The organism is Bacillus sp. PK3-037 (assembly GCF_054161355.1).
This window is the reverse complement of sequence record NZ_CP096408.1, coordinates 3,436,153-3,462,283: the sequence shown is the minus strand read 5'-3', so window position 1 is coordinate 3,462,283 and position 26,131 is coordinate 3,436,153. Positions and strand designations below refer to the sequence as shown.

The following is a 26,131-nucleotide window of genomic DNA, read 5'->3' as shown; positions in this document are numbered from 1 at the left end:
CATATCTGTCCTCGTTTTTTTCTGTGTCAAAAAACTTAGAGGAGATTAGGTGACAACCATGACAAAGTTAGTGAATGAAATGATTCTTGTCCTTGATTTCGGCAGTCAGTACAATCAGCTGATTACACGCCGCATCCGTGAATTTGGTGTATACAGTGAGCTGCACCCGCATACATTGACGGCTGAAGAAATTAAAGAAATGAATCCAAAAGGAATTATTTTATCCGGCGGTCCGAACAGTGTATATGATGAAGGCTCTTTCCGCTGTGACGAGAAAATCTTCGAATTAGATGTTCCTGTATTGGGAATTTGCTACGGCATGCAGCTGATGACTCATTACCTTGGAGGTAAAGTAGAAGCTGCCAGCCAGCGTGAATACGGCAAAGCGAACATCCACATCGAAGGAACACCTGATTTGTTCAAAGATCTTCCGAATGAACAAGTGGTTTGGATGAGCCACGGCGATTTGGTTGTAGAAGTGCCTGAAGGCTTCACTGTTGATGCGACGAGTCACCACTGCCCGAACTCAGCAATGAGCAAAGCGGATAAAAAATGGTACGGTGTTCAGTTCCACCCGGAAGTGCGCCATTCTGAATACGGCAATGACCTTCTGAAAAACTTTGTATTCGGCGTTTGCGAATGCGAAGGCAAATGGTCAATGGAGAACTTTATCGATATCGAAATGCAAAAAATCCGTGAAACGGTCGGAGACAAACAGGTTCTTTGCGCGCTTAGCGGCGGCGTTGATTCTTCTGTTGTTGCTGTTTTGATTCATAAAGCGATCGGCGACCAGCTGACTTGTATCTTTGTAGACCATGGCCTGCTCCGTAAAGGCGAGGCTGAAGGCGTTATGAAAACATTCAGTGAAGGCTTTAACATGAACGTCATTAAAGTAGACGCGCAAGATCGATTCTTAAATAAACTAAAAGGCGTTTCTGACCCTGAGCAAAAACGTAAAATCATCGGTAATGAATTCATTTACGTTTTCGATGATGAAGCGGACAAGCTTAAAGGCATCGACTACCTTGCGCAAGGAACGCTTTACACGGATATCATCGAGAGCGGTACTGCAACGGCGCAAACGATCAAATCTCACCACAATGTCGGCGGGCTTCCTGAAGACATGCAGTTTGAACTGATTGAGCCGTTAAACACGCTCTTCAAAGACGAAGTGCGCGCGCTTGGCACAGAGCTCGGCATTCCGGATGACATCGTATGGCGCCAGCCTTTCCCAGGACCGGGACTCGGAATCCGCGTACTTGGCGAAGTAACAGAAGAAAAACTGGAAATCGTTCGTGAATCAGATGCGATTTTACGCGAAGAAGTAGCAAATCACGGGTTAGAGCGTGATATCTGGCAATACTTCACTGTTCTCCCTGACATCCGCAGCGTTGGTGTTATGGGTGACGCAAGAACATATGATTACACAATCGGAATCCGCGCCGTTACATCAATCGACGGCATGACATCTGACTGGGCGCGTATCCCGTGGGATGTGCTTGAAGTCATTTCGACACGTATCGTAAACGAAGTAAAGCACATTAACCGCGTGGTGTACGATATTACAAGTAAGCCGCCTGCGACGATTGAGTGGGAATAAGTAAATACCTAAGAAAAACGTCCCTTTATAAAAGGGGCGTTTTTTTTTGTTAACTTTTTGAAACCGTTTTGGCAGTTCTTATATCTAACAACATAGGAGGTGGATAAGGTGAAGGAAGAAAGATTGATTACAAAGGCGAGAAAAGGAAATACTCGAGCCTTTGAAAAGCTTATGCTGGCACATCAGGAGACTCTATATAAAACAGCCTATCTCTATTTAAGAAATAAAGAAGATGCACTTGATGCTGTACAGGAAACGGCTTATAAAGCTTTTATAGGTATAGAAAAACTAAAAGAGCCAAAGTACTTTTTAACGTGGCTCACCCGAATTCTTATTAATTCAATTTTTGCAATGAAGAAAAAGAAGGGAGAATTGGTTCCGTTTGAAAGCCAACATGACACTGGCACGGACCAAAGGAATATTGAAGAATATATAGACTTGCGCAATGCGCTGGATACACTTGATGAACATGTTCAGTTAACAATTCAGCTCTATTATTTTCAAGATTATTCGATTTCAATGATAGCTGAACAAACAGGAATGGCAGAAGGCACAATTAAAACACATTTACATAGAGCAAGAAAATCACTAAAACAGGAGCTGGAAAAGGAGGATAAAACAATATGGAAAAACACCAAGTAAAGCAGTTGTATGATGACATAGCAGTGCCAAAGAGAGCACTCAAAAAAGCAATACATCAAGCTGTCGTTCGTGTTGAAAATGAAAGTAACACAAGGCGCCGTTTTAAATGGGCACGAACCATTACAAATGGAATGGCTGTTGCTGCTGTGATAGGTATACTGTATTTAACGTCCGGTCTTTTTCTGCCATCTGTTAACAAAGCGATGGGAAGCATACCCATTGTCGGCCAAATTTATAAGGAGTTTCAAGATAAAGTTGGCCTATCATTGTTTAAAAGCAATTTGGTCACAGCTTTGAATGAAAAAGCTGAGTCAAGGGGAATCACCGTTTCTGTAAACAGCTCCTATTACGATGCCGGGCAGCTTGTCTATAACTTTACTGTTGATAACCTCCAGTCTGATGAAAAAGAGCTCAGCTATAATGTGAGCAAAGCGAGTTTTAACGATAATTTTTCAATCGATCTTGATTCCTTAATGCTCAAAAAATTAAATAACAAACAATACGCTGGTCAATTAAGGCTTTATACAAAAGGAGCCGAAATAAAAAATGGGGATACCACGCCTTTTGTCATTACTCATATCAATGAAATACAGGGGAATTGGAGTTTCAAACTGCCTATTACCAAAAAGAATGCGAGTTATTTAGAAAGCTCAAAAGTGGTATCAGTGCATCACAATCGTTATCAATTTTCCAATATTCAAGTAGAGAACGGAAAGCTCGGTTCTGTCCTTCAATTTACAATAGATTATCAAGGTATAGCAAAGCATGATACGGTTGAAATTAACGAAGTCAAAGATGATTTAGGAAACACATATGAGATGACATCGTCAAACATCGAACTTGGAGACCGCAAAAAAGTAAACGAGAGAACGGTAAGAGCAAAAGGCCAAACACAGTTAAAATCACCAATCAATCCAAAAGCGAAAAAGCTAACATTAATAGCAAACATTAAATCTGAGGCAGAGGTCAGTGAAATCGTCCCGCTAAATGCAGAGATGCCATTTCATGTTTCAGAAACAAACCATCAAAACATAGGGATTGAAATCAATAACATTAACCAAAAAGGGAGGAAAGTAATGGTTCATTACCGCTTCACTGGAATTGATACCTCAAGCATGAATGAAAATGATTTAGTGAATATAGGTGAAACGATTGGCCTTGGTGATACGAAAAAAATGCAATCTTGGCCTGATCCAGTGGGTGATTATCAAGAAGGTTATTATTTGAAAGCAAATATAGCTAAAGTGAAAAATATGAACACAGCCGAAATGGTATCTACTTTTGAACTGGATGATGATTATAATGATAAGCTGTCTTTAAAGCATTTTGGGTTTAGTGAGTACGGTCTGTATATTGATAACGGCGTTTTAAATCACCTGATTCAACTAAAGCCATTCTCGTTTACTGTACCAGTGCATCAAGTGAGTCAGCCTGCCGAAAAAAAATAATCAAAAGTTGAAAAGCCGTATGTAGTCATGCATACGGTTTTTATCTTTGTTGCCCATTAGTCAATAGACGAATAAACCAATTTTTTTAATAAGTAATGTTCGTTATTTATATTGTCATTTCAAATTGAACTTGGTACAATAGACTCAGAATTCAAATAAGATGAACTCGTATAATCGCGGGGATATGGCCCGCAAGTTTCTACCAAGCTACCGTAAATGGCTTGACTACGTAAACATTTCTTTCGTTTGATATAAATAAAACACGTTTATTTATTCAAGCTGAAATCCGTCTGTAGTCAAGCGTCCCAAAATGTATTGGGGCGTTTTTTATTTGGCGATTTCAGGGCAGGATAAATAGCAAAGAATGAAGGGAGTCATATAGCTTGAAAAAGTTTTTTCAGTTTGATGAGCTGGGCACCAGCTATCGCAACGAAATCATCGGCGGATTAACGACCTTTTTATCCATGGCGTATATCCTGTTCGTCAATCCGATTACGCTTGCTTTGGAAAGTGTGAAAGATTTTCCGGAAGCATTGAGAATAGATCAAGGCGCGGTCTTTACGGCGACAGCTTTGGCGTCTGCAGCAGGCTGTATCTTAATGGGATTGATTGCGAGATATCCGATTGCCATTGCGCCCGGTATGGGGCTGAACGCGTTTTTTGCGTTTTCTGTTGTTCTCGGTATGGGGATTTCCTGGCAGGCCGCTTTGTCTGGTGTTTTCATTTCAGGACTTATCTTTGTTGCTCTTTCTTTAACAGGTTTTCGTGAAAAAATCATTAACGCCATTCCGCCTGAGCTGAAATTGGCAGTCGGCGCGGGGATTGGCCTATTTATTACATTTGTCGGCTTGCAGGGGTCAGGAATTATTGCATCGAATCCTTCAACTCTTGTCACAATCGGAAACATTCACAGCGGTCCTGTGCTGCTAACGATTTTCGGTGTCGTCGTAACGGTTATTTTGATGGTGCTTCGCGTGAACGCTGGCGTGTTTATCGGGATGCTGTTAACGGCGATTGCCGGGATGATTTTCGGTTTGGTTCCGGTTCCGTCTCAAATCGTCGGAAGTGTGCCGAGCCTTGAATCGACCTTTGGACAAGCTTGGATTCACTTGCCGGATATTTTCTCTGTGCAAATGCTGATCGTCATTTTAACATTCTTGTTTGTCGGATTTTTTGATACGGCTGGTACACTGGTTGCTGTGGCAACACAGGCTGGTTTAATGAAGGAAAACAAATTGCCGCGTGCGGGCCGTGCGCTTTTAGCTGACTCAACTTCCATCGTTATCGGCTCCGTGCTTGGGACGTCTACGACAACGTCTTATGTGGAATCAAGCTCGGGTGTCGCTGCGGGCGCTCGTTCCGGATTTGCGGCAATTGTAACTGGGTTTCTCTTTTTACTCGCTATGTTTTTCTCGCCGCTTCTATCAGTCGTTACGTCAAATGTAACAGCTCCGGCACTGATCATTGTCGGTGCACTAATGGTAGCGCCGCTTGGCAAAATCGCTTGGGATAAGTTCGAAGTGGCGGTTCCCGCTTTCCTTACAATGATCATGATGCCGTTAACGTACAGCATTGCGACTGGGATTGCGATCGGATTTATTTTCTACCCGATTACAATGGTGTGCAAAGGTAAAGCCAAAGAGGTTCATCCGATCATGTACGGGCTGTTTGTTGTATTTATTCTTTACTTTATTTTCTTGAAATAATGAATGAAAACCAGCTGCGATGTTGCGGCTGGTTTTTTATTTTGTTGCGAAAGGCAAAACCATTTCATATCATATACCGTCATGTAGATGTGCCGCCATTGTTTACTTAAATGGAAATGACTTGACTGTTCAGGAAGGCTTCGGTACCTTATATAAGTGTTTTATTTTCTTACTGAATGGTATTCCGCCGTATATTTTTGATAGGAGTTGCTAACATGACGGAAGAAAGAAAAGAAACGTTTGAAGAAGAAGTTAACCAGAATGAAGGAATAGATGAAGAGCCGCTTTCGCGGATGTCCAGAAAGGCCAGCCGCCAAAGCAAGCAGAAGCAGAAACACCATAAGGAACGCGTAGAATCGTCTGTGAAAGAAAAGCTATCCTCTGTTTGGGCAGCCATTAACAGATATTGCGGCTTTGCTTTTTCAATCTTAAAGTCTCCGGCGAAAACTGTTGTGGCAGATGGTTTCTCTCATTATAAATATGGTCTTATTTCAATGCTCATATTCAGTATCGTTTTTTCAATCGGAAACTGGTTTCAGTTAAAGGCGAGCTGGAACAGGCCGCTTGGTTTTGGAGAGCGCCATCACGCGTTTTATGACGGATTTTTTGTTGTTCTTGTGTATATGCTCGTCTTTTTTGCTGTTATGGTCTTCTCCATATGGGCCGTGTCTCGGTATATGATGAAGCAAAAGGTATCATTCAAGGAAGCTGCGGCTGGTTTTGGCTCATTGCTTGTTCCGGTGATCGCCGTTTCAATCATTTGGATGATATTTGCGATCGTGAATGTACCGATGCTGACTGTCCTTTTCACAGTGTTTATCCTGTTTTCGATCTTCTTTATGATGGCGTTGTATGTACAGCGTCTGTATCAGGCGGCAAGCGAGGCACCGATTGACTATATCTATTGTGTGTTTGCTGTTTTAGCCGTTGCGCTGCTGTTTGCGGCAGTGACTTGGCCGTTTATTTCTGAATATTTTACGGCATCGCTTATCCCGCTTTAATGTAAAAAAACCGGCTGAAAAGGCCGGTTTTTTTGATGACACAGTTTTTACAAATATATCTAAAAAACACAGTTGAATTGTAGGATTAATCCGTGTATGATGAGGAAAATGCGGTGGAGGATGATGGACATGGCCCATTTACTTCGTCAGGCGATTTATCAAAAGAAGGAATTTTTAAAAACCAAATTAATGCTCTCAGAATTTTATCGCGGAAGAGGGGAACAGCTCGCTGATTATACGCTGAGTGAACTTGAGAAAGAATATGAGTCCCTTCGGAAAATGAAAAAAGAGATGTGACAATAGATAAAGAAAAATGAGTCTGCTGAAAAGCGGGCTTTTTTGTTTGGATTTTGAAAAGGACAGAAAGAGGGTAAACTATTGCTGAGTGATGAAGAGAGTGTGTCGAAAAATTTTGCCTGCGATGATGGCCATAGCTGATTGTAAAGGGTTCATTTCTCTAGTAGAATATGAATGCTTTACGTAAGTTGAATGAGTAAGGAGGTTTTATAAAATGATGCAAACCTTAATATCAAACGGATTAGCAATGGTTCTCATTATTCTGATTATCAATGTTGTTTATGTATCATTTTTTACAATAAGAATGATTTTAACACTGAAAGGCCAGCGGTATTTAGCGGCCGGAATCAGCACCATTGAAATTCTGGTTTATGTGACAGGGCTGAGCCTTGTGCTTGATAACTTAGACCAGATTCAAAACGTGATTGCGTACGCACTCGGCTATGGTTTGGGCGTTATTGTCGGCATGAAAATCGAAGAAAAACTGGCGCTTGGCTATATTATGGTCAATGTAATTACAAAAGAGCTTGATCTCGATCTTCCAAGGCAGCTTCGTGAAAAAGGCTACGGCGTAACGAATTGGGTGGCCGGCGGGCTTGAAGGCGACCGCACGGCCCTGCAGATTTTGACGCCGAGAAGATATGAGCTGCAGCTGTATGATACGATTAAAACGCTTGATTCGAAAGCTTTTATTATTGCGTATGAACCAAAAACGATCCACGGCGGCTTCTGGGTCAAAGCGGTGAAGAAGAGGAGAATTAAAGAATAATGGCAAAGCCGAAGAAGAAAAAGTTTGAAGTGACAGAACAGCAAACGATAGAAGCAGTGCTTCAGCAAATGAAAGAAGAAGGATATATGCCTGTACGTCGAATGGAAGAGCCGATTTTCAAGGAAAAGATGGAAAATGGGTCAATTCAGATCGTTCCGTGCGGAAAAAAAATCGTATTTGAAGGGAAATTGATTTAAAACACGAACATTAGAAGAATGAATTTTTGTATCGTTCGATAATATCGTTGACATTATCCAAGTCCGTTGTTAAGATAAACATGAAATCAAAACACGACCTCATATAATCTTGGGAATATGGCCCATAAGTTTCTACCCGGCAACCGTAAATTGCCGGACTATGCAGGAAAGTGATCGATAAAACTGACATGGATATATCGCAGAAGCGAACGACTGCCGATACATGCACCATGCCCGGTTTGTATTGCTTCCTCATAAGTCAATACAAAGCCGGGTATTTTTTTATTTTCTGAAAACTAAAGCATTAGAAGGTGGGAACAGAATGCAGCCGCTAGTAGGAATCATCATGGGAAGCACTTCCGATTGGGAGACAATGAAAAACGCATGCGACATACTTGAAGAACTTGAAGTGCCGTACGAAAAGAAGGTGGTTTCCGCTCACCGGACGCCTGATTTCATGTTTGAGTACGCTGAAACAGCCAGAGAAAGAGGCATCAAGGTCATTATCGCCGGTGCGGGAGGAGCGGCGCACCTGCCGGGAATGACAGCTGCTAAAACGACGCTGCCGGTCATCGGTGTTCCGGTTCAATCCAAGGCGCTGAACGGACTCGATTCACTTCTTTCCATCGTGCAAATGCCTGGAGGCGTGCCGGTTGCCACAACAGCCATCGGAAAAGCGGGCGCTGTGAACGCAGGTCTGTTAGCGGCGCAAATTTTGTCAGCTTTTGACGAGGATCTGGCCAGAAAGTTAGATGAAAGAAGAGAAAATACAAAACAAACAGTGTTAGAAAGCAGTGATCAGCTTGTCTAATCAAATCATCTATCCGGGAGCCGTCATCGGCATGATCGGCGGCGGACAGCTTGGAAAAATGATGGCTGTCTCCGCTAAACAAATGGGGTATAAAGTCGCGGTCGTCGATCCGGTAAAAGACTCGCCGTGCGGGCAGGTCGCGGATATTGAAATCACCGCTTCATACAACGACCGCGAAGCGATTCGGAAATTGGCTGAAATCAGCGATATTATCACGTATGAGTTTGAAAACATCGATTATGATGCGCTGCATTGGCTGAAAGGCCATGCGTATCTCCCGCAAGGAAGTGAGCTGCTGCTCATTACCCAAAATCGTGAAACAGAGAAAAAAGCGATTCAATCCGCGGGCTGTGAAGTTGCACCTTACCGCATCGTCAAAACAATGGATGAGCTGAAAGAGGCGGTTCAGTCGCTGGGGCTTCCCGCAGTGCTGAAAACATGCCGCGGCGGATATGACGGCAAAGGCCAATTTGTCATCAAGGAAGCGTCACAAATAGAAGAGGCTGCAGCTCTTTTAGAGCACGGAACTTGCATTCTCGAAAGCTGGGTTTCTTTTAAAATGGAACTGTCCGTGATTGTTGTCAGATCGGTAAACGGAGAGATTTCGACGTTCCCGGCCGCAGAAAACATTCACCACAATAATATTCTGTTCCAAAGCATCGTGCCTGCGCGGGTTGAAGAAAGGATTCAGGAAAAGGCTGCTGAGCTGGCCGTTAAGCTCGCAGATGAGCTGAACCTTGTCGGACCGCTTGCTGTTGAAATGTTCCTGACAGAGGGCGATGAGCTTTTGGTTAATGAACTGGCGCCAAGACCGCACAATTCAGGACATTACACGCTGGACCTTTGCGAAACGAGCCAGTTTGAACAGCATATCAGAGCGGTCTGCGGCCTTCCGCTTGGAAAAACGGAGCTGCTGAAGCCTGGCATGATGGTGAATCTTCTCGGCGATGAAGTGAAGATCCCAGAGGAAGAGCCGGAGCTTTTAAAAGAAGCAAAGCTTTATGTATACGGAAAACATGAAATCAAAAAAGGCCGCAAAATGGGGCATATTACTTTTATGAAGCAGCCTGAAGGCGAATGGATTCAGGAGATCACAAATAAATGGAGAAATAGAGACGGAGGACAAGCAGAATGATCGAACGTTATTCAAGACCTGAAATGTCCGCGATTTGGACGGATGAAAACAGATTTCAAGCGTGGCTAGAGGTGGAGATTCTTGCCTGTGAAGCATGGGCGGAACTTGGCGTCATCCCGAAAGAAGACGTAAAGCTCATGCGCGAGAACGCGTCATTTGACATTAACCGCATTTTAGAAATCGAACAGGACACGCGCCATGACGTTGTCGCTTTTACACGCGCCGTTTCCGAATCACTGGGCGAGGAAAGAAAATGGGTGCACTACGGCTTAACGTCAACTGACGTTGTTGATACTGCTCTTTCTTACTTATTAAAACAGGCAAACGATATTCTGCTCAAGGACCTTGAGAGATTTGTTGACATTATAAAAGAAAAAGCGAAAGAACATAAATACACAGTCATGATGGGGCGCACACACGGCGTACATGCTGAGCCTACAACATTCGGCTTAAAACTTGCGCTTTGGCATGAAGAAATGAAACGTAATCTTGAGCGTTTCAAACAAGCGAAAGAAGGCATCGAGGTTGGGAAGATTTCCGGCGCTGTCGGCACATATGCGAACATTGATCCATTTGTTGAGCAATATGTCTGTGAGAAGCTCGGATTGAAAGCAGCACCGATTTCGACTCAAACCCTTCAGCGTGACCGCCATGCTGACTATATGGCGACTCTTGCTTTGATCGCGACAAGCATCGAGAAATTCGCAGTGGAAATTCGCGGACTGCAAAAGAGTGAAACACGCGAAGTTGAGGAATTTTTCGCGAAAGGGCAAAAGGGTTCATCTGCAATGCCGCACAAACGCAATCCGATCGGCTCTGAAAACATGACAGGCATGGCGCGCGTCATTCGCGGCTACATGATGACGGCTTACGAAAATGTTCCATTATGGCATGAGCGCGATATTTCGCATTCTTCAGCAGAACGGATTATTCTTCCGGATGCGACAATCGCGCTGAACTACATGCTGAACCGCTTCTCTAACATCGTGAAGAACTTAACGGTCTTCCCGGAAAACATGAAACGCAACATGGACCGCACACTCGGCCTTATCTACTCTCAGCGCGTGCTGCTTGCTTTGATTGACACAGGACTGACTCGTGAAGAAGCCTATGATACAGTACAGCCAAAAGCAATGGAAGCATGGGAAAAACAAGTGCCGTTCCGTGAGCTTGTGGAAGCGGAAGAGAAAATCACTTCCCGTCTTTCACCGGAAAAAATTGCTGACTGCTTTGATTACAACTACCATCTGAAAAATGTTGATCTGATCTTTGAACGTTTAGGTTTAGCATAGAAGAAGCTGTTAGGCGGCTTCTTCTATGCCGCCTCAGTTTGAAAATTCCCAACATTCGGGTTAGGAGGCCTTCCGTGAATATTGTGAAGAATGAACTTTTATACGAAGGAAAAGCAAAAAAGATCTACAAAACCGATGACGAAAACACGCTGTATGTCGTGTATAAAGACTCCGCCACTGCCTTCAACGGCGAGAAAAAAGCAGAAATCAGCGGGAAAGGGCGCTTAAATAACGAGATTTCAAGCTTAATTTTCAAACACCTTCATGCTAAGGGCATTAACAATCACTTTATTGAGCGCATTTCAGAAACAGAGCAGCTCATTAAAAAGGTAACGATTGTGCCGCTTGAAGTCGTCGTCAGAAATGTTGTGGCAGGAAGCATGTCCAAACGTCTCGGCATTCCAGAAGGCACGGAGCTTGAACAGCCGATTATCGAGTTTTACTACAAGGATGACGCGCTGGGTGATCCGCTCATCACAGAAGATCATATTTGGCTCTTAAAAGCGGCGACTCCTGAACAGGTAGAAACCATTAAGTCCATTACAAAAACAGTAAATGAAGAGCTTCAAACCATTTTTGACGATTGTCATGTCAGATTAATAGATTTCAAGCTTGAATTCGGTTTAGATGCAGACGGGAAAGTGCTTTTGGCGGATGAAATTTCACCTGACACATGCCGCTTGTGGGATAAAGACACGAACGAAAAGCTGGACAAAGATTTATTCAGACGCAATCTGGGAAGCTTAACCGACGCATACGAAGAGATTTTCAAAAGACTGGGAGGCATTCATCATGTATAAAGTAAAAGTTTATGTCAGCTTAAAAGAAAGTGTACTAGATCCACAAGGGAGCGCTGTCCAGCATGCCTTGCACAGTATGACTTACAACGAGGTTCAAGATGTGCGCATCGGGAAATACATGGAGCTTACCATTGAAAAATCAGACCGTGATCTTGACGCGCTCGTAAAAGAAATGTGCGAAAAACTTCTTGCGAATACAGTGATTGAAGATTACAGATACGAGGTTGAGGAGGTAGTCGCACAGTGAAATTTGCGGTGATTGTGTTACCCGGCTCCAACTGTGATATCGATATGTATCATGCTGTAAAGGATGAGCTCGGCCATGAAGTGGAATACGTCTGGCATGAGGAAACAAGCCTTGACGGCTTCGACGGCGTGTTAATCCCGGGAGGATTTTCTTACGGCGACTACTTGAGATGCGGCGCTATCGCCCGATTTGCGAATATTATGCCAGCTGTCAAACAGGCGGCGGCTGAAGGAAAACCTGTTCTTGGCGTCTGCAACGGATTCCAGATTTTACAGGAGCTTGGCCTTCTGCCAGGCGCAATGAGACGCAACAAAGATTTGAAGTTCATTTGCCGTCCGGTTGAATTAATTGTGCAGAACGACAAAACATTATTCACATCTTCCTATGAAAAGGGACAATCAATTACAATCCCGGTTGCCCATGGTGAAGGGAATTTCTACTGTGATGACGAGACGCTTGCTACATTAAAGGAAAACAATCAAATTGCTTTCACATACGGCTCTAATATTAATGGAAGTGTCAGCGACATTGCCGGTGTCGTGAATGAGAAAGGCAATGTATTAGGCATGATGCCTCACCCTGAGCGCGCGGTCGATGAACTGCTTGGAAGCGCCGACGGTCTTAAATTGTTCCAGTCTATCGTGAAAAATTGGAGGGAAACTCATGTCACTACTGCTTGAACCAAGTAAAGAACAAATAAAAGAAGAGAAACTGTATCAGCAAATGGGTGTCAGTGATGATGAGTTTGCATTGATAGAATCCATTCTTGGAAGATTGCCGAACTACACAGAAATCGGAATTTTTTCTGTCATGTGGTCTGAGCATTGCAGCTATAAAAACTCAAAGCCGATTCTGCGTAAATTCCCGACAAGCGGTGAGCGTGTGCTGCAGGGGCCAGGAGAAGGCGCCGGAATCGTTGATATCGGTGATAACCAAGCGGTTGTGTTCAAAATTGAATCACATAACCACCCATCAGCTCTCGAGCCTTACCAAGGCGCTGCGACTGGCGTAGGCGGAATTATCCGTGATGTATTCTCAATGGGTGCACGTCCAATCGCTGTATTGAACTCTCTTCGATTTGGTGAACTGACTTCACCCCGCGTGAAGTACTTGTTTGAAGAAGTAGTAGCGGGTATCGCCGGATACGGCAACTGTATCGGCATCCCGACAGTCGGCGGAGAAGTGCAGTTTGACAGCAGTTATGAAGGAAATCCGCTCGTCAACGCAATGTGCGTCGGTTTAATCAACCATGAAGACATCAAAAAAGGCCAGGCAAAGGGTGTCGGAAACACAGTAATGTACGTAGGAGCGAAAACAGGGCGTGACGGCATCCACGGCGCTACGTTTGCTTCTGAAGAAATGTCAGACTCGTCTGAAGAAAAGCGTTCTGCTGTCCAAGTCGGCGATCCGTTTATGGAGAAGCTTTTGCTTGAAGCATGTCTGGAAGTCATCCAATGCGACGCCTTAGTCGGCATTCAGGATATGGGAGCTGCCGGTTTAACAAGTTCAAGTGCGGAAATGGCAAGTAAAGCCGGTTCTGGTATTGAGATGAACCTTGACTTGATTCCGCAGCGTGAAACAGGCATGACCGCTTATGAAATGATGCTTTCTGAATCACAGGAACGGATGCTGCTTGTTATCGAGCGCGGACGTGAGCAGGAAATCATCGATATTTTTGACAAGTATGATCTTGAAGCGGTTTCTGTCGGACGTGTAACAGATGATAAACTGCTGCGCCTGACACATAAAGGTGAGGTTGTATGCGAACTCCCTGTTGATGCCTTGGCAGAAGAGGCGCCGGTTTACCACAAGCCTTCTCAAGAGCCTGCTTACTACCGTGAATTTTTAGAGACGGATGTCCCGGCTCCTCAAATTGACGATGCGAATGAAACACTGAAGGCGCTCCTGCAGCAGCCAACGATCGCAAGCAAAGAATGGGTTTACGATCAGTATGACTACATGGTGCGGACGAATACGGTTGTGGCTCCTGGGTCTGACGCAGGTGTTCTCAGAATCCGCGGAACGAAAAAGGCGCTGGCAATGACGACTGACTGTAACGCCCGTTATCTCTACCTTGATCCAGAGGTCGGCGGAAAAATCGCTGTCGCTGAAGCGGCGCGCAACATCGTTTGCTCAGGTGCAGAACCGCTTGCGGTTACAGACAACCTGAACTTTGGAAACCCGGAGAAACCGGAAATCTTCTGGCAGATCGAAAAAGCGGCAGACGGCATAAGCGAAGCGTGCAATGTTCTCAGCACACCGGTTATCGGCGGTAACGTATCGCTTTATAACGAATCAAACGGCACGGCGATCTATCCGACACCAGTTATCGGCATGGTCGGTTTAATTGAAGATACAGCACACATCACAACACAGTATTTCAAACAAGCGGGCGACCTCGTGTACGTCATCGGCGAAACAAAACCTGAGTTTGCCGGAAGCGAGCTGCAAAAAATGACAGAAGGCCGCATTTACGGCAAAGCGCCGCAAATTGATCTAGATGTAGAACAGGCACGCCAAAAGGCACTGCTTGCCGCGATTAAACAAGGCTTTGTTCAATCAGCGCACGATGTATCTGAAGGCGGCTTAGGCGTAGCGATTGCTGAAAGTGTCATGACGACGGAAAACCTTGGCGCTAACGTGACTGTTGAAGGGGAAGCAGCGTTATTATTCTCTGAATCTCAATCCCGCTTCGTCGTTTCTGTGAAAAAAGAACATCAAGCAGCGTTTGAAGCAGCTGTACAAGATGCGGTTCATATCGGTGAGGTAACAGCTGACGGACTTCTGAGCGTTCAAAACCAAGACGGACAACAATTGATTCACGCGCAGACAAAAGAGCTTGAACGCGCGTGGAAAGGAGCTATCCCATGCTTGCTGAAATCAAAGGCTTAAATGAAGAATGCGGCGTTTTTGGAATTTGGGGGCATGAAGAAGCCCCGCAAATCACGTATTACGGCCTTCACAGCCTCCAGCACAGAGGACAGGAGGGCGCGGGCATTGTGGCGACTGACGGTGAAAAGCTGACGGCGCATAAAGGCCAAGGACTGATCACTGAAGTATTTCAAAACGGTGAGCTCAGCAAAGTAAAGGGGAAAGGCGCAATCGGACACGTTCGGTACGCAACGGCTGGCGGCGGCGGATATGAAAATGTTCAGCCGCTCCTCTTCCGCTCTCAAAACAACGGCAGCCTGGCGCTTGCCCATAACGGAAACTTGGTGAATGCCACTCAGCTGAAGCAGCAGCTTGAAAATCAAGGGAGCATCTTCCAGACTTCTTCGGATACAGAGGTTTTGGCTCACCTGATCAAAAGAAGCGGCCACTTCACGCTGAAGGATCAGATTAAAAACTCGCTTTCTATGCTGAAAGGCGCCTACGCGTTCCTGATCATGACTGAAACAGAAATGATCGTCGCGCTTGACCCGAACGGGCTTAGACCGCTGTCAATCGGCATGATGGGAGACGCTTATGTCGTCGCTTCAGAAACATGCGCATTTGATGTCGTCGGTGCGACGTACCTTCGCGAGGTGGAGCCGGGTGAAATGCTGATTATCAATGATGATGGCATGAAATCAGAGCGCTTCTCCATGAATATCAACCGTTCCATTTGCAGCATGGAGTACATTTATTTCTCAAGACCTGACAGCAATATTGACGGCATTAACGTGCATAGTGCGCGTAAAAGCCTTGGAAAAATGCTCGCTCAGGAATCAGCGGTTGAAGCTGATGTCGTGACAGGCGTTCCGGATTCCAGTATTTCCGCGGCTATCGGCTACGCGGAAGCAACAGGCATCCCGTACGAGCTTGGATTAATCAAAAACCGTTATGTGGGCAGAACGTTTATTCAGCCGTCTCAGGCTCTTCGTGAGCAGGGCGTCAGAATGAAGCTGTCTGCGGTGCGCGGTGTTGTAGAAGGGAAACGCGTCGTTATGGTGGATGACTCCATCGTGCGCGGAACAACAAGCCGCCGGATCGTAACAATGCTCAGAGAAGCGGGTGCGACAGAAGTGCATGTGAAAATCAGTTCGCCGCCGATCGCTCATCCGTGCTTTTACGGCATTGATACGTCCACACATGAAGAGCTGATCGCGTCTTCCCACTCGGTTGAAGAAATCCGTCAGGAAATCGGAGCCGACACCCTCTCATTTTTGAGTGTGGAAGGGCTGCTGAAGGGCATTGGCAGAACATACGATGACTCTAATTGCGGACAGTGTCTCGCTTGCTTTACAGGGAAATATCCGACTGAAATTTATCAGGACACTGTGCTTCCTCATGTAAAAGAAGCGGTGTTAACCAAATAAAACTTGAAAATGACATAAAGGCAGCGCAGTTTGGCTGCCTTTCTCTTTCTGCCCTTGTTCGGAGAGATATTTTGAATAGCGCCTTAAAGGAGTGAATAGGATGTCTGAAGCATATAAAAACGCAGGAGTTGACATCGAAGCCGGATATGAAGCTGTAAAACGGATGAAAAAACATGTGGAGCGCACGAAAAGGCTTGGCGTTATGGGCAGCCTTGGCGGCTTTGGCGGCATGTTTGATCTGTCGGAGCTTTCTTATCAGAAACCTGTTTTAATTTCGGGAACAGACGGTGTCGGCACAAAATTAAAGCTGGCTTTTTCCATGGATAAACATGACACGATTGGTGTAGACGCTGTTGCCATGTGTGTCAATGACGTGCTTGCGCAAGGTGCGGAGCCGCTCTTTTTTCTCGACTATTTAGCGGTCGGCAAAGCGGACCCTGTGAAAATCGAGCAGATCGTACAAGGGGTTGCGGATGGCTGTGAGCAATCAGGTTCAGCCTTGGTCGGCGGAGAAACCGCTGAAATGCCTGGATTATATACAGCTGATGAATACGATATTGCAGGTTTCTCAGTTGGTGTGGCGGAAAAGGATGAGATCGTGACAGGCGAAAACATCAAGGAAGGCCACCTCTTAATCGGCCTGAGCTCCAGCGGCCTTCACAGCAACGGGTTTTCCCTTGTGAGAAAGGTGCTTCTGGACGATGCAGAGCTTGATCTCTGCAAAACGTATGCGCCGTTTGAACGCCCGCTCGGCGAAGAACTGCTTGAGCCGACAAGAATTTACGTGAAGCCTGTGCTTGCGGCGGTGAAAAGCGGACTCATTGATGGTATGGCGCACGTGACAGGCGGCGGATTTATCGAAAATCTTCCGCGTATGCTTCCTGAGGGCTTAAGTGCGGAAATCGATCACGGCTCTTGGCCGATCCCGCCGATCTTCTCTTTCTTGCAGGAGCATGGCAAGCTGAAAGAAGAAGACATGTTTAACGTCTTTAATATGGGCATCGGATTTGTTCTCGCAGTAAAAGAAGAACATCTCACCGAAGTCATCGGAACGCTTGAAAGCCAAGGCGAAAAAGCCTATTTGATCGGGCGAGTGAAACATGGTGAAGGCGTTACATTCGGCGGTGCTGCACTTTCATGAAAAAGTTTGCGGTATTTGCATCCGGAAACGGTTCAAACTTTGAAGCTATCGTCGCGCGTTTGAAAGAGGAGAACTGGGATGCAGCCGTTTCGCTCCTCGTTTGCGATAAGCCGCAGGCGAAAGTCATCGAGCGGGCGGAAAGATTTCAGATTCCATCCTTTGCATTTGAGCCGAAGTCTTATGAAAACAAGGCCGCATTTGAACGGGCCATTATTGAACAGCTTCGCCTTCATGACGTTGAATTGATTGTTCTTGCCGGCTATATGAGACTGATCGGTGATACGCTGCTTCAGGCATACGGAGGAAAAATCATTAACATCCATCCTTCCCTTCTTCCCGCTTTCCCTGGAATAGACGCAGTCGAACAGGCATACCGAGCGGGTGTGAAGGTTGCCGGGATTACCGTTCATTATGTCGATGAAGGAATGGATACAGGCCCGATCATCGCTCAAAAGGCAATTGAAATTAGCGAAGATGATACATTAGAAACCATCGAACATCACATTCACAAGCTTGAGCACAAATGGTATCCGAGTGTGATTAAAGAGCTATTAGGATTAAATTACAGAGGTGAAAAGGCATGACCATTAAACGCGCACTAATCAGTGTTTCAGATAAAACAAATCTTGTTCCTTTCGTAAAAGAACTGACAGAGCTTGGCGTTGAAGTGATTTCAACCGGCGGCACAAAAAAGCTTCTTCAAGAAAACGGTGTTGATGTCATCGGAATTTCTGAAGTGACAGGTTTTCCGGAAATTATGGACGGGCGCTTAAAAACGCTTCATCCGAATATTCACGGCGGTCTTCTCGCAGTTCGCGGCAACGAAGAGCATATGGCGCAGATCAATGAACACGGCATTGCGCCAATTGACCTCGTTGTCGTTAACCTCTATCCATTTAAAGAAACGATTTCTAAAGAGAATGTGACGTACGAAGAGGCGATTGAAAACATTGATATCGGCGGACCTGGCATGCTGCGTGCGGCATCGAAAAACCATCAGGATGTGACGGTTATCGTTGACCCAGCGGATTACAGCCCTGTTCTGAATCAAATCAAAGAAGAAGGCGATGTTTCGCTTCAGAAAAAACGCGAGCTGGCGGCAAAAGTATTCCGCCACACTGCGGCATATGACGCGCTGATCGCTGACTATCTGACAAATGTTGTCGGTGAAAAAGAACCAGAGCAATTCACCGTTACGTTTGAGAAAAAACAATCGCTTCGCTATGGGGAAAATCCTCATCAAGAAGCAACATTCTACCAAAGCGCGCTTCCTGTCAAAGGATCTATTGCGCAAGCAGAACAGCTGCACGGCAAAGAACTTTCTTACAACAACATTAAAGATGCGGACGCAGCTGTTCAAATTGTTCGTGAATTCACTGAGCCTGCTGCGGTTGCTGTGAAGCATATGAATCCGTGCGGCGTGGGAACTGGCAAAACGATCGCAGAAGCGTTTGACAGAGCGTTCGAAGCAGATAAAACATCGATCTTCGGCGGCATTATCGCGTTGAATCGTGAAGTGGACAAGGCAACAGCCGAAGCGCTTCATCATATTTTCTTAGAAATCATTATTGCGCCTTCATTCAGCCAAGAAGCGCTTGATATCCTGACAGCGAAGAAAAATCTCCGTCTGCTGACACTTGATGTGAAAGCTGCCGTTCAAAAAGAAAAACAGCTGACATCTGTACAAGGCGGTTTGCTGATTCAAGATTTAGATATGCACGGCTTTGCTGATGCTGAGATCAGCATTCCGACAAAAAGAGAGCCGAACGAGCAAGAGTGGGAAGATTTGAAGCTTGCTTGGAAAGTTGTGAAACATGTGAAATCCAATGCGATCGTTCTCGCAAAAGATAACATGACAGTAGGTGTAGGAGCCGGACAAATGAACCGCGTCGGATCAGCCAAAATCGCAATCGATCAGGCAGGAGAAAAAGCGAAAGGCAGCGCGCTCGGTTCGGATGCATATTTCCCAATGCCGGATACTGTCGAAGAAGCGGCAAAAGCGGGCGTTACGGTTATCATTCAGCCAGGCGGATCGATCCGTGATGAGGATTCTATCAAAAAAGCGGATGAGTACGGTATTGCCATGGTATTCACCGGCATCAGACACTTCAAACATTAAGGGGATGAAAACGACGTGAATGTATTCATTATCGGTAAAGGCGGAAGAGAGCATACGCTGGCATGGAAGGTGGCGCAAAGCAGCCTCGTTGATACGGTATTTGCCGCTCCGGGAAATGACGGCATGACAGCTTCCGCACAGCTTGTAAACATTGAGGAAAGCGACCACGCCGGGCTTGTCTCATTTGCAAAAGAAAATCAGGTCGGACTGACCATTGTCGGGCCTGAGGTTCCTTTAATTGAAGGTCTTGTTGACGAGTTCGAAAAAGCCGGTCTGCGTGTGTTCGGCCCGTCAAAAGCCGCTGCGATCATCGAAGGAAGCAAACAGTTCGCTAAGGATTTAATGAAGAAATACGATATTCCGACCGCAGAATACGAGACGTTTACATCCTTTGAAGAGGCAAAGGCATATGTGCAGGAAAAAGGCGCTCCGATTGTCATAAAAGCGGATGGACTTGCGGCTGGAAAAGGCGTAACCGTTGCAATGACGGAAGAAGAAGCCATCGCGTGTCTGCATGATTTTCTTGAAGATGAAAAATTCGGTGATGCGAGCGCATCTGTCGTGATTGAAGAATTTCTTTCCGGCGAAGAGTTTTCTCTCATGGCATTTGTCAAAGGAGAAAAGGTATATCCGATGGTCATTGCCCAGGATCATAAACGCGCGTTTGATGGAGACAAAGGGCCGAATACAGGAGGAATGGGCGCTTACTCTCCTGTTCCGCAAATTTCGGAAGACACCGTGCGTCATGCTGTAGAAACGATCGTCAAGCCAGCCGCAAAAGCAATGGTTCAAGAAGGTCGCTCCTTCACTGGCGTTTTGTACGCGGGGCTGATGCTCACTGCGAATGGGTCGAAGGTCATTGAATTTAATGCCCGCTTCGGTGACCCGGAAACGCAGGTTGTGCTTCCTCGTATGGAATCTGATCTGGTACAAGTGCTTCTTGATCTTTTAGATGATAAGGAAGTTGACTTAAGATGGAAGAATACGGCGGCAGTCAGTGTCGTGCTTGCTTCAGAAGGTTATCCTGAAAGCTATGCAAAAGGCACGCCGATTGGCAGCCTGACAGCAAATGCTGATCAAGTTGTCGTCTTCCATGCCGGAACGAAAGCAGAAGGTGAAGAGTTCGTCACAAACGGCGGCCGTGTCGCCAATGTGACCGCTTTTGATGAAACGTTTGAAGCGGCACGAGACAGAGTCTACAAAGCGGTTGATGAGATCATCAAACCCGGCCTGTTTTTCAGAAAAGATATCGGAGCACGAGCTCTGAAGGCTGCCCAAAAATAAAGTGAAGAAAAACCCGCAGATTGTGCTGCGGGTTTTTTGTTATACAAAAGCATGCCGGAAAGCGGAAGAAGAAAGCACAACAAGCGTGGTCGGTTTTCCGTGGGCCATTGAAGCGTCTATAAAATCTTCTAGACTATGCACAGATTCCGTCACCACTTTTGTCACATAGCTGTACATACCTGTAATCCGGTGGTTCTCTGCCACATCGGGGTGAGCTGCGGCAAAGGCGGCGTAGTGCTTGCAGCTTTTCGGCTCCATCAGGATAAAAGCAGTGACATGTTTGTTTAGCTTTTCATAACAGATATCAGCGCTGTACCCGGTAATGACCCCTTTGTCCTCAAGCTTTCTGACACGTTCCGCCGCACTCGGAGAGCTGAGTCCGACAAGCTTTCCTAATTCAACCATCGTTAATCTGGCATTTTGCTGCAAATGCGATAGAATCTGTAGGTCTGTATCGTCCATTGATATTGCTCCTTTATATGTTTAAGTGAATTGGTGAGAATTCCTTTTATTATGAGGAAATGTTGTTGATTTAGCTTAATTGTAGCATATGGGTGCCGTTTGTTTTTTTCTATAATAAAGCCATCAACATGAAAGGAGGCAATCATTTTGCCGGAATTACAGCGTTCGATTACTTGGGTTCAAGGAGCGGCATTAACCATCGGGGCGGTATTAGGCTGCGGGATCTTAATCCTTCCGTCTGTCACTGCTGATGCCGCCGGTCCCGCTTCTGTATTGGTTTGGGGATTTATGTCTTTCTTATCCTTTCTGCTCGTCGGCACACTGGCGCGCCTTGTCAGAATGGCGCCAAGCGCGGGAGGGATCACGGCTTATGTACAGCTTGCTTTTCGGCCCAAAGCCGGAGCCATGTTGGGCTGGATTATGCTGGGATCGGTTCCGATCGGTGTGCCAGTGATCGCTTTGACTGGCGCACATTATGTCAGCTACGTCACACAGGCTTCGGATTGGCAGATTGCTTTCATTGCAGCAAGTATGCTGGCAATCTCCATTTGGCTTCATATCAGGGGCATTCAATTATCAGCAAACATCAGCATACTCGTCATCTGTGTCATTCTGCTGCTGCTCGTCATTTCTGTTGGTGTTTCACTGCCTCACGTTAAAGCAGCTGAATTTAAGCCTTTTCTGCCGCATGGCTGGTTTGCCGCGGGTTCTGTTTCTGTCATCATCTTTTTTTCTTTTGTAGGCTGGGAAATGATTACCCCATTAGCTGAAGAGTTTACACATCCGGAAAAGGATGTTCCAATCAGTTTATTCTTAGCGGCAGCTTGTGTGGCGGTGCTTTATATCATGCTATCGTTTGTCACTGTGGGCACTCATGCATACGGAGAAAAAGGAGAAATCGCATCTCTGACGATGCTCATATCAAAAGGTACAGGGGATATTGGGGTATATGTAACGACTTGTTTAGCTCTTTTTATTACATTCGCCACCATTCATGCCAACATTGCAGGGTTTTCAAGAATGGTCTATGCGTTGGCGAGAGAAGGTCATATTCCCGGGTATTTCGGGAAGCTCAGTCATACAAAACAAACACCTGTCCGTGTATTAACAGCGCTGGCTTTCGTGTTTGGTTTCGTTCTTATGGCAAACGGCATATTTCAAATTGATCTGACAACGCTCCTGAAAGGACCAAGCTCAGCATTCATCGCATCTTACATATGCACAATGGCGGCAGCGCTGAAGCTGCTGAACTGGAAGGATTCAGGCTGGTGGATGGCTTTGGGGGCGCTTCTTCTTTGTACAGTGATCTACTTATTTAGCGGCTGGGCTCTCTTGTATCCGGCTGCGTTTGCGGCTATTGGTTTTTTCTATATGAAGACAAAGAGATATACTGAGAAAAAGCTTGATCACGTTTCATGATCAAGCTTTTTTGCTTACGATTCTTGATGATCCTGTCCATGGTTCTCACCAGTGCTGTTTTGAAACAGATAGGTCACAGGACAGAAACGCAGTATGCCTGAGCCTGCCTTCATGGCGCCCATAAAGATGCAGAACAGATGCATTCTGCACCAAGGTTTTTTCGTATACTTGGCACTGGCAGCTGACATAATTGTCAGTCCGCAGGCGATACGGAAGCAGCATTGATGAGACTGATGTTTGGTTTCATGAAATCTGCTCCTTTTACTTAAAAAAGTTTTTTAATCCAACCTTCAAAAATTTGTAACGTTTTTACCGTGCGTGATGGATAAGGATGTGATAACATGAGTCTAATACATGTAAAGGAGAGTATGTGAATGTCCGAACGCACCTTTAACTGGAAAAACAAAGACATCAGGGCACAGGTTGATGTTGTAGACTCTAAGCTGCTTCCAACGCTCCTTTTACGGAATGCTCTCGTCTTAAATCCATATGTAAAACAATGGCTGAAAAAAAACATTTGGATTTATCAGGACCGTATTGTTTATGTCGGTCATGAACTTCCGGATAGAACCGAAGAAATTCATACGATTGATTGTGAAGGAAAATACATTGTGCCTGGCTATATTGAACCGCACGCACATCCTTTTCAAATATATAATCCCCAAACGCTGGCGGAATATGTGTCTCAGTACGGTACAACGACATTCGTAAATGATAACTTATTTTTGCTTTTGCAAAGCGGAAAAAAGAAAGCGCTTACTATTTTGAACGAACTCAAAAAGCTTCCGGTTCAGTATTTTTGGTGGTCACGGTATGACCTGCAGACCGAGGTGCTGAACGAGGATCACGTTCTTCCGTTTGACGTCAGAAAGCAGTGGATTGAACACCCGGATGTCATTCAAGGCGGAGAAATGACCGGCTGGCCGCGTCTTGTAGATGGCGATGATTTAATGCTTCACTGCATGCAGGCCACAAAAAAACAGCGGAAACGCATAGAAGGGCATTTTCCCGGAGCTTCAGATAAAACGCTTACAAAAATGAAGCTGTTCGGAGCGGATTGTGATCATGAAGCCATGACAGGTGATGAAGTGATGAGAAGGCTGGAACTGGGCTATTATGTATCACTTCGCAATTCGTCTATTCGCCCTGATTTAAGAAACATATTGCAGGAGCTTCATGAAAAGGGCTTCCGCTACTACGACCACTTTTTTTACACAACAGACGGCGCTACGCCTAATTTCTATAAAGGCGGCATGACAAACGAGCTCATCCGAATTGCGCTGGAAGAAGGGGTCCCGGCAATCGATGCGTACAATATGGCATCCTTTAACATCGCAAAGTATTACCAAATGGATGATTATTTAGGCGTTGTCGGGCCGGGAAGACTTGCATCACTGAATATCCTTGAGGACCCGTTGCAGCCGAATCCGGTAACCGTTCTGTCAAAAGGCAAAATTCTGCGTGAAGACGGCCGTGATATGAATGCGTTTCCACATACGAACTGGAACAAAGGCGGTCTTGTCCCGCTTGAGCTTTCATATGATATGACGATGGATGATTTGCAGTTTTCCATGCCGATGGGCGTAAAAATGCGGAATGCGGTGATTATGGAGCCGTATATGATTGAGATCGACAACTCGGTCGAACAGCTTTCATTTGACCATGATGAAAGTTATTTAACGATGCTTGACAGACATGGGAAATGGCGCGTTAATACGATGATAAAAGGATTTGCGTCTAGTGTGCAGGGGTTTGTGAGCTCCTTTACGACGACGGGGGATATTGTCGCGATCGGAAAAAACAAAGCGGATATGCTGCTTGCTTTCTCCCGCATGAAAGAAATCGGCGGGGGAATTGTGCTTGCGGAAAACGGAAAAATCCTTCACGAAATTCCGCTTTCACTGTGCGGATGCGCTTCTTCGGAATCGTATGACATCGTGCTGGAACAGGAACAGAAGCTGAGAGATCTTTTGACTGAAAGAGGCTATGAGTATAGTGATCCGGTTTATACGCTGCTCTTTTTGCAAAGCACGCACCTCCCGTATATACGCATTACGCCAAGGGGAATCTTCGACGTGATGAAAAAAACTGTACTCTTTCCATCGATAATGCGTTAAAATATAAAAGAGCGGGGAGCCGACATATGAAAAAATGGATGACAGTTTGCGTACTGTGTTTCGCGTTTTTCCTGCTAGTATCCTGCCAGCAGAAGGACGCTGTCCCTGATCATACAAAGAAGCTGAAAGCTCCTTTGACGGGACTGGAGACTGAGCAGAAGGTGACTGAACGCAGGCCTGTTGCTGTCATGGTGAACAATCACCCGAAGGCGCGGCCGCAATCAGGACTGTCTAAAGCCGACATTGTCATAGAAGCGCTTGCCGAAGGTCAAATTACAAGGTTTCTGGCCATTTTTCAAAGCCAGATGCCTGAAACTGTCGGACCTGTGCGGAGCGCGCGGGAATATTTCGTCACTCTCAACAACGGTTTTGACAGCATATTTGTCCATCACGGCTGGAGTCCCGGCGCCAAGGAGCAGCTGGAATCCGGAGCTGCCGATTATATGAACGGATTGGATTTTGACGGAAGCTTATTTTGGAGAGCTGATTTCAGCGAACCGCCCCACAATTCTTTCACGTCTTATCAGTACATAAAAAAGGCGGCGGAACAAAAGGGATATGAGCTGAAGCAGGAAACAGATCCAATGCTGTTTCAAACATCAGATGCAAAACCTGTAAATGAATTTTATAATGTTCGGGTAGATTATGGAACAAAAAACGTTACAAATCTTGTCGAATACAACTATGATAAAAAAACTGAAGCTTATACGAGAAGCTCTGATGGTGTCATGACGACAGACCGGGAGACCGGAAAGCCGGTTGCAATGCAAAATATTTTCATTGTTGAAGCCAGCCATCATACTATTGACCAAGATGGAAGGCGTGACATCGACATAGAATCAGGGGGTAAAGGTCTGCTGTTTCAGCACGGAAACGTCATTGAAGCAGACTGGAAAAATGTAAACGGAAGAATTGTGCCGGTGAAAGACGGCAAATGGCTGCCGTTTGTGCCAGGAAAGACATGGATAAATATCGTGCCTGATCTCGATGCGGCTTCCATTAGTAAAGGAGAAGGTGTGTAACGATGCAAATCGATAAATTACGCGGCAAAGAACTGGACCAGTTATTTAACTCGATCTTATCGCTGAAAGACCTGGAGGAATGTTACCGGTTCTTCGATGATCTTTGCACAATTAACGAAATTCAATCGCTGGCTCAGCGCCTTGAAGTGGCGCGTATGCTTCGCGAAGGAAACACGTATCATAAAATTGAAACAGAAACAGGCGCTTCTACAGCGACCATTTCCCGAGTGAAACGATGCTTAAATTATGGAAATGACGCATATGAAATGGCGCTTGACCGTGTGAAGGAGACTGAAACAGAGTCTTCTTCCAAAGAATAAACCG

The 26,131-nt window shown here is 45.5% G+C and carries 25 protein-coding genes, 1 pseudogene and 2 riboswitches; of the genes and pseudogenes, 24 read left to right on the top strand and 2 right to left on the bottom strand.

The window, feature by feature from the left end; translation table 11 throughout:
- Positions 1 to 58: 58 nt before the first annotated feature.
- From guaA to purD, 20 genes are all read left to right on the top strand, one after another.
- On the top strand, positions 59 to 1,600 hold the full coding sequence (gene guaA / locus M1D69_RS17800) for a glutamine-hydrolyzing GMP synthase (protein ID WP_044152794.1): 1,542 nt from the start codon (positions 59 to 61) through the stop codon (positions 1,598 to 1,600).
- Positions 1,601 to 1,708: 108 nt separating this feature from the next.
- On the top strand, positions 1,709 to 2,242 hold the full coding sequence (locus tag M1D69_RS17795) for a sigma-70 family RNA polymerase sigma factor (protein WP_458105324.1): 534 nt from the start codon (positions 1,709 to 1,711) through the stop codon (positions 2,240 to 2,242).
- Entirely contained in the window at positions 2,224 to 3,690 is a 1,467-nt protein-coding gene (locus tag M1D69_RS17790) for a DUF4179 domain-containing protein (protein ID WP_458105325.1), read from the top strand. Before M1D69_RS17795 ends, M1D69_RS17790 begins: the two co-directional genes overlap by 19 nt.
- A 146-nt stretch (positions 3,691 to 3,836) precedes the next feature.
- Positions 3,837 to 3,938: riboswitch (purine riboswitch) on the top strand.
- 135 nt (positions 3,939 to 4,073) lie between these two features.
- Positions 4,074 to 5,396, top strand: a complete 1,323-nt coding sequence (gene pbuG, locus M1D69_RS17785; protein WP_458105326.1) for a hypoxanthine/guanine permease PbuG — start codon at positions 4,074 to 4,076, stop codon at positions 5,394 to 5,396.
- Between the two features lie 215 nt (positions 5,397 to 5,611).
- Entirely contained in the window at positions 5,612 to 6,397 is a 786-nt protein-coding gene (locus M1D69_RS17780) for a hypothetical protein (RefSeq protein WP_458105327.1), read from the top strand.
- Between the two features lie 129 nt (positions 6,398 to 6,526).
- Entirely contained in the window at positions 6,527 to 6,694 is a 168-nt protein-coding gene (locus M1D69_RS17775; protein WP_010333239.1) for a Fur-regulated basic protein FbpA, read from the top strand.
- 214 nt (positions 6,695 to 6,908) lie between these two features.
- Positions 6,909 to 7,463, top strand: coding sequence for a DUF2179 domain-containing protein (locus M1D69_RS17770; protein ID WP_458105328.1), 555 nt, complete (start codon positions 6,909 to 6,911; stop codon positions 7,461 to 7,463).
- Positions 7,463 to 7,660 (top strand): NETI motif-containing protein, encoded by a 198-nt coding sequence (locus M1D69_RS17765; RefSeq protein ID WP_044152785.1) that lies wholly within the window; start codon positions 7,463 to 7,465, stop codon positions 7,658 to 7,660. Before M1D69_RS17770 ends, M1D69_RS17765 begins: the two co-directional genes overlap by 1 nt.
- Before the next feature lie 79 nt (positions 7,661 to 7,739).
- Positions 7,740 to 7,841, top strand: a riboswitch (purine riboswitch).
- Positions 7,842 to 7,982: 141 nt separating this feature from the next.
- Positions 7,983 to 8,471 (top strand): 5-(carboxyamino)imidazole ribonucleotide mutase, encoded by a 489-nt coding sequence (gene purE, locus M1D69_RS17760; RefSeq protein ID WP_024120439.1) that lies wholly within the window; start codon positions 7,983 to 7,985, stop codon positions 8,469 to 8,471.
- Positions 8,464 to 9,606 carry a 5-(carboxyamino)imidazole ribonucleotide synthase gene (gene purK / locus M1D69_RS17755; protein ID WP_458105329.1) on the top strand — a complete coding sequence of 381 codons (1,143 nt, stop codon included), beginning with the start codon at positions 8,464 to 8,466 and terminating at the stop codon, positions 9,604 to 9,606. Before purE ends, purK begins: the two co-directional genes overlap by 8 nt.
- Positions 9,603 to 10,898 carry an adenylosuccinate lyase gene (purB, locus tag M1D69_RS17750; protein WP_019257664.1) on the top strand — a complete coding sequence of 432 codons (1,296 nt, stop codon included), beginning with the start codon at positions 9,603 to 9,605 and terminating at the stop codon, positions 10,896 to 10,898. The genes purK and purB overlap by 4 nt, the downstream gene beginning before the upstream one ends.
- Positions 10,899 to 10,972: 74 nt before the next feature.
- The gene (purC, locus tag M1D69_RS17745) at positions 10,973 to 11,698 is read left to right on the top strand and encodes a phosphoribosylaminoimidazolesuccinocarboxamide synthase (RefSeq protein ID WP_458105330.1); all 726 of its coding nucleotides are present in this window, start codon (positions 10,973 to 10,975) and stop codon (positions 11,696 to 11,698) included.
- A complete protein-coding gene (purS, locus tag M1D69_RS17740; protein WP_003155758.1) occupies positions 11,691 to 11,945 on the top strand; it encodes a phosphoribosylformylglycinamidine synthase subunit PurS in 255 nt (84 codons plus the stop codon). Before purC ends, purS begins: the two co-directional genes overlap by 8 nt.
- The gene (gene purQ, locus M1D69_RS17735) at positions 11,942 to 12,625 is read left to right on the top strand and encodes a phosphoribosylformylglycinamidine synthase subunit PurQ (protein ID WP_458105331.1); all 684 of its coding nucleotides are present in this window, start codon (positions 11,942 to 11,944) and stop codon (positions 12,623 to 12,625) included. The genes purS and purQ overlap by 4 nt, the downstream gene beginning before the upstream one ends.
- Entirely contained in the window at positions 12,609 to 14,837 is a 2,229-nt protein-coding gene (purL, locus tag M1D69_RS17730; protein ID WP_458105332.1) for a phosphoribosylformylglycinamidine synthase subunit PurL, read from the top strand. The genes purQ and purL overlap by 17 nt, the downstream gene beginning before the upstream one ends.
- Positions 14,813 to 16,243: an amidophosphoribosyltransferase gene (purF, locus tag M1D69_RS17725; protein WP_458105333.1), complete on the top strand. Its 1,431-nt coding sequence runs from the start codon at positions 14,813 to 14,815 to the stop codon at positions 16,241 to 16,243. Before purL ends, purF begins: the two co-directional genes overlap by 25 nt.
- A 100-nt stretch (positions 16,244 to 16,343) precedes the next feature.
- A complete protein-coding gene (gene purM / locus M1D69_RS17720; protein WP_458105334.1) occupies positions 16,344 to 17,384 on the top strand; it encodes a phosphoribosylformylglycinamidine cyclo-ligase in 1,041 nt (346 codons plus the stop codon).
- Complete coding sequence (gene purN / locus M1D69_RS17715; RefSeq protein WP_458105335.1) at positions 17,381 to 17,968, top strand: phosphoribosylglycinamide formyltransferase; 588 nt, start codon at positions 17,381 to 17,383, stop codon at positions 17,966 to 17,968. The genes purM and purN overlap by 4 nt, the downstream gene beginning before the upstream one ends.
- Complete coding sequence (gene purH / locus M1D69_RS17710) at positions 17,965 to 19,503, top strand: bifunctional phosphoribosylaminoimidazolecarboxamide formyltransferase/IMP cyclohydrolase (RefSeq protein WP_458105336.1); 1,539 nt, start codon at positions 17,965 to 17,967, stop codon at positions 19,501 to 19,503. The genes purN and purH overlap by 4 nt, the downstream gene beginning before the upstream one ends.
- A 15-nt stretch (positions 19,504 to 19,518) precedes the next feature.
- Positions 19,519 to 20,787, top strand: coding sequence for a phosphoribosylamine--glycine ligase (purD, locus tag M1D69_RS17705; protein ID WP_458105337.1), 1,269 nt, complete (start codon positions 19,519 to 19,521; stop codon positions 20,785 to 20,787).
- Between the two features lie 39 nt (positions 20,788 to 20,826).
- On the opposite strand, the gene M1D69_RS17700 is transcribed toward purD, so the two are convergent.
- Positions 20,827 to 21,249, bottom strand: a complete 423-nt coding sequence (locus tag M1D69_RS17700; RefSeq protein ID WP_024120450.1) for an Lrp/AsnC family transcriptional regulator — start codon at positions 21,247 to 21,249, stop codon at positions 20,827 to 20,829.
- Between the two features lie 144 nt (positions 21,250 to 21,393).
- Here M1D69_RS17700 and M1D69_RS17695 point away from each other — a divergent pair, with 144 nt between their 5' ends.
- Entirely contained in the window at positions 21,394 to 22,668 is a 1,275-nt protein-coding gene (locus M1D69_RS17695) for an APC family permease (protein WP_458106121.1), read from the top strand.
- Between the two features lie 14 nt (positions 22,669 to 22,682).
- Here M1D69_RS17695 and M1D69_RS17690 read toward each other — a convergent pair.
- Positions 22,683 to 22,915, bottom strand: a pseudogene (locus M1D69_RS17690) (YgaP family membrane protein).
- 127 nt (positions 22,916 to 23,042) lie between these two features.
- Between M1D69_RS17690 and M1D69_RS17685 the strand changes: the two are divergent.
- From M1D69_RS17685 to M1D69_RS17675, 3 genes are read left to right on the top strand one after another with little or no spacing between them, the layout of a single operon-like run.
- Positions 23,043 to 24,785, top strand: coding sequence for an adenine deaminase C-terminal domain-containing protein (locus M1D69_RS17685; protein WP_458105338.1), 1,743 nt, complete (start codon positions 23,043 to 23,045; stop codon positions 24,783 to 24,785).
- A gap of 26 nt (positions 24,786 to 24,811) precedes the next feature.
- The gene (locus tag M1D69_RS17680; protein WP_458105339.1) at positions 24,812 to 25,807 is read left to right on the top strand and encodes a DUF3048 domain-containing protein; all 996 of its coding nucleotides are present in this window, start codon (positions 24,812 to 24,814) and stop codon (positions 25,805 to 25,807) included.
- A 2-nt stretch (positions 25,808 to 25,809) separates the two neighbouring features.
- Positions 25,810 to 26,127, top strand: coding sequence for a YerC/YecD family TrpR-related protein (locus M1D69_RS17675; RefSeq protein WP_458105340.1), 318 nt, complete (start codon positions 25,810 to 25,812; stop codon positions 26,125 to 26,127).
- Positions 26,128 to 26,131: the final 4 nt, after the last annotated feature.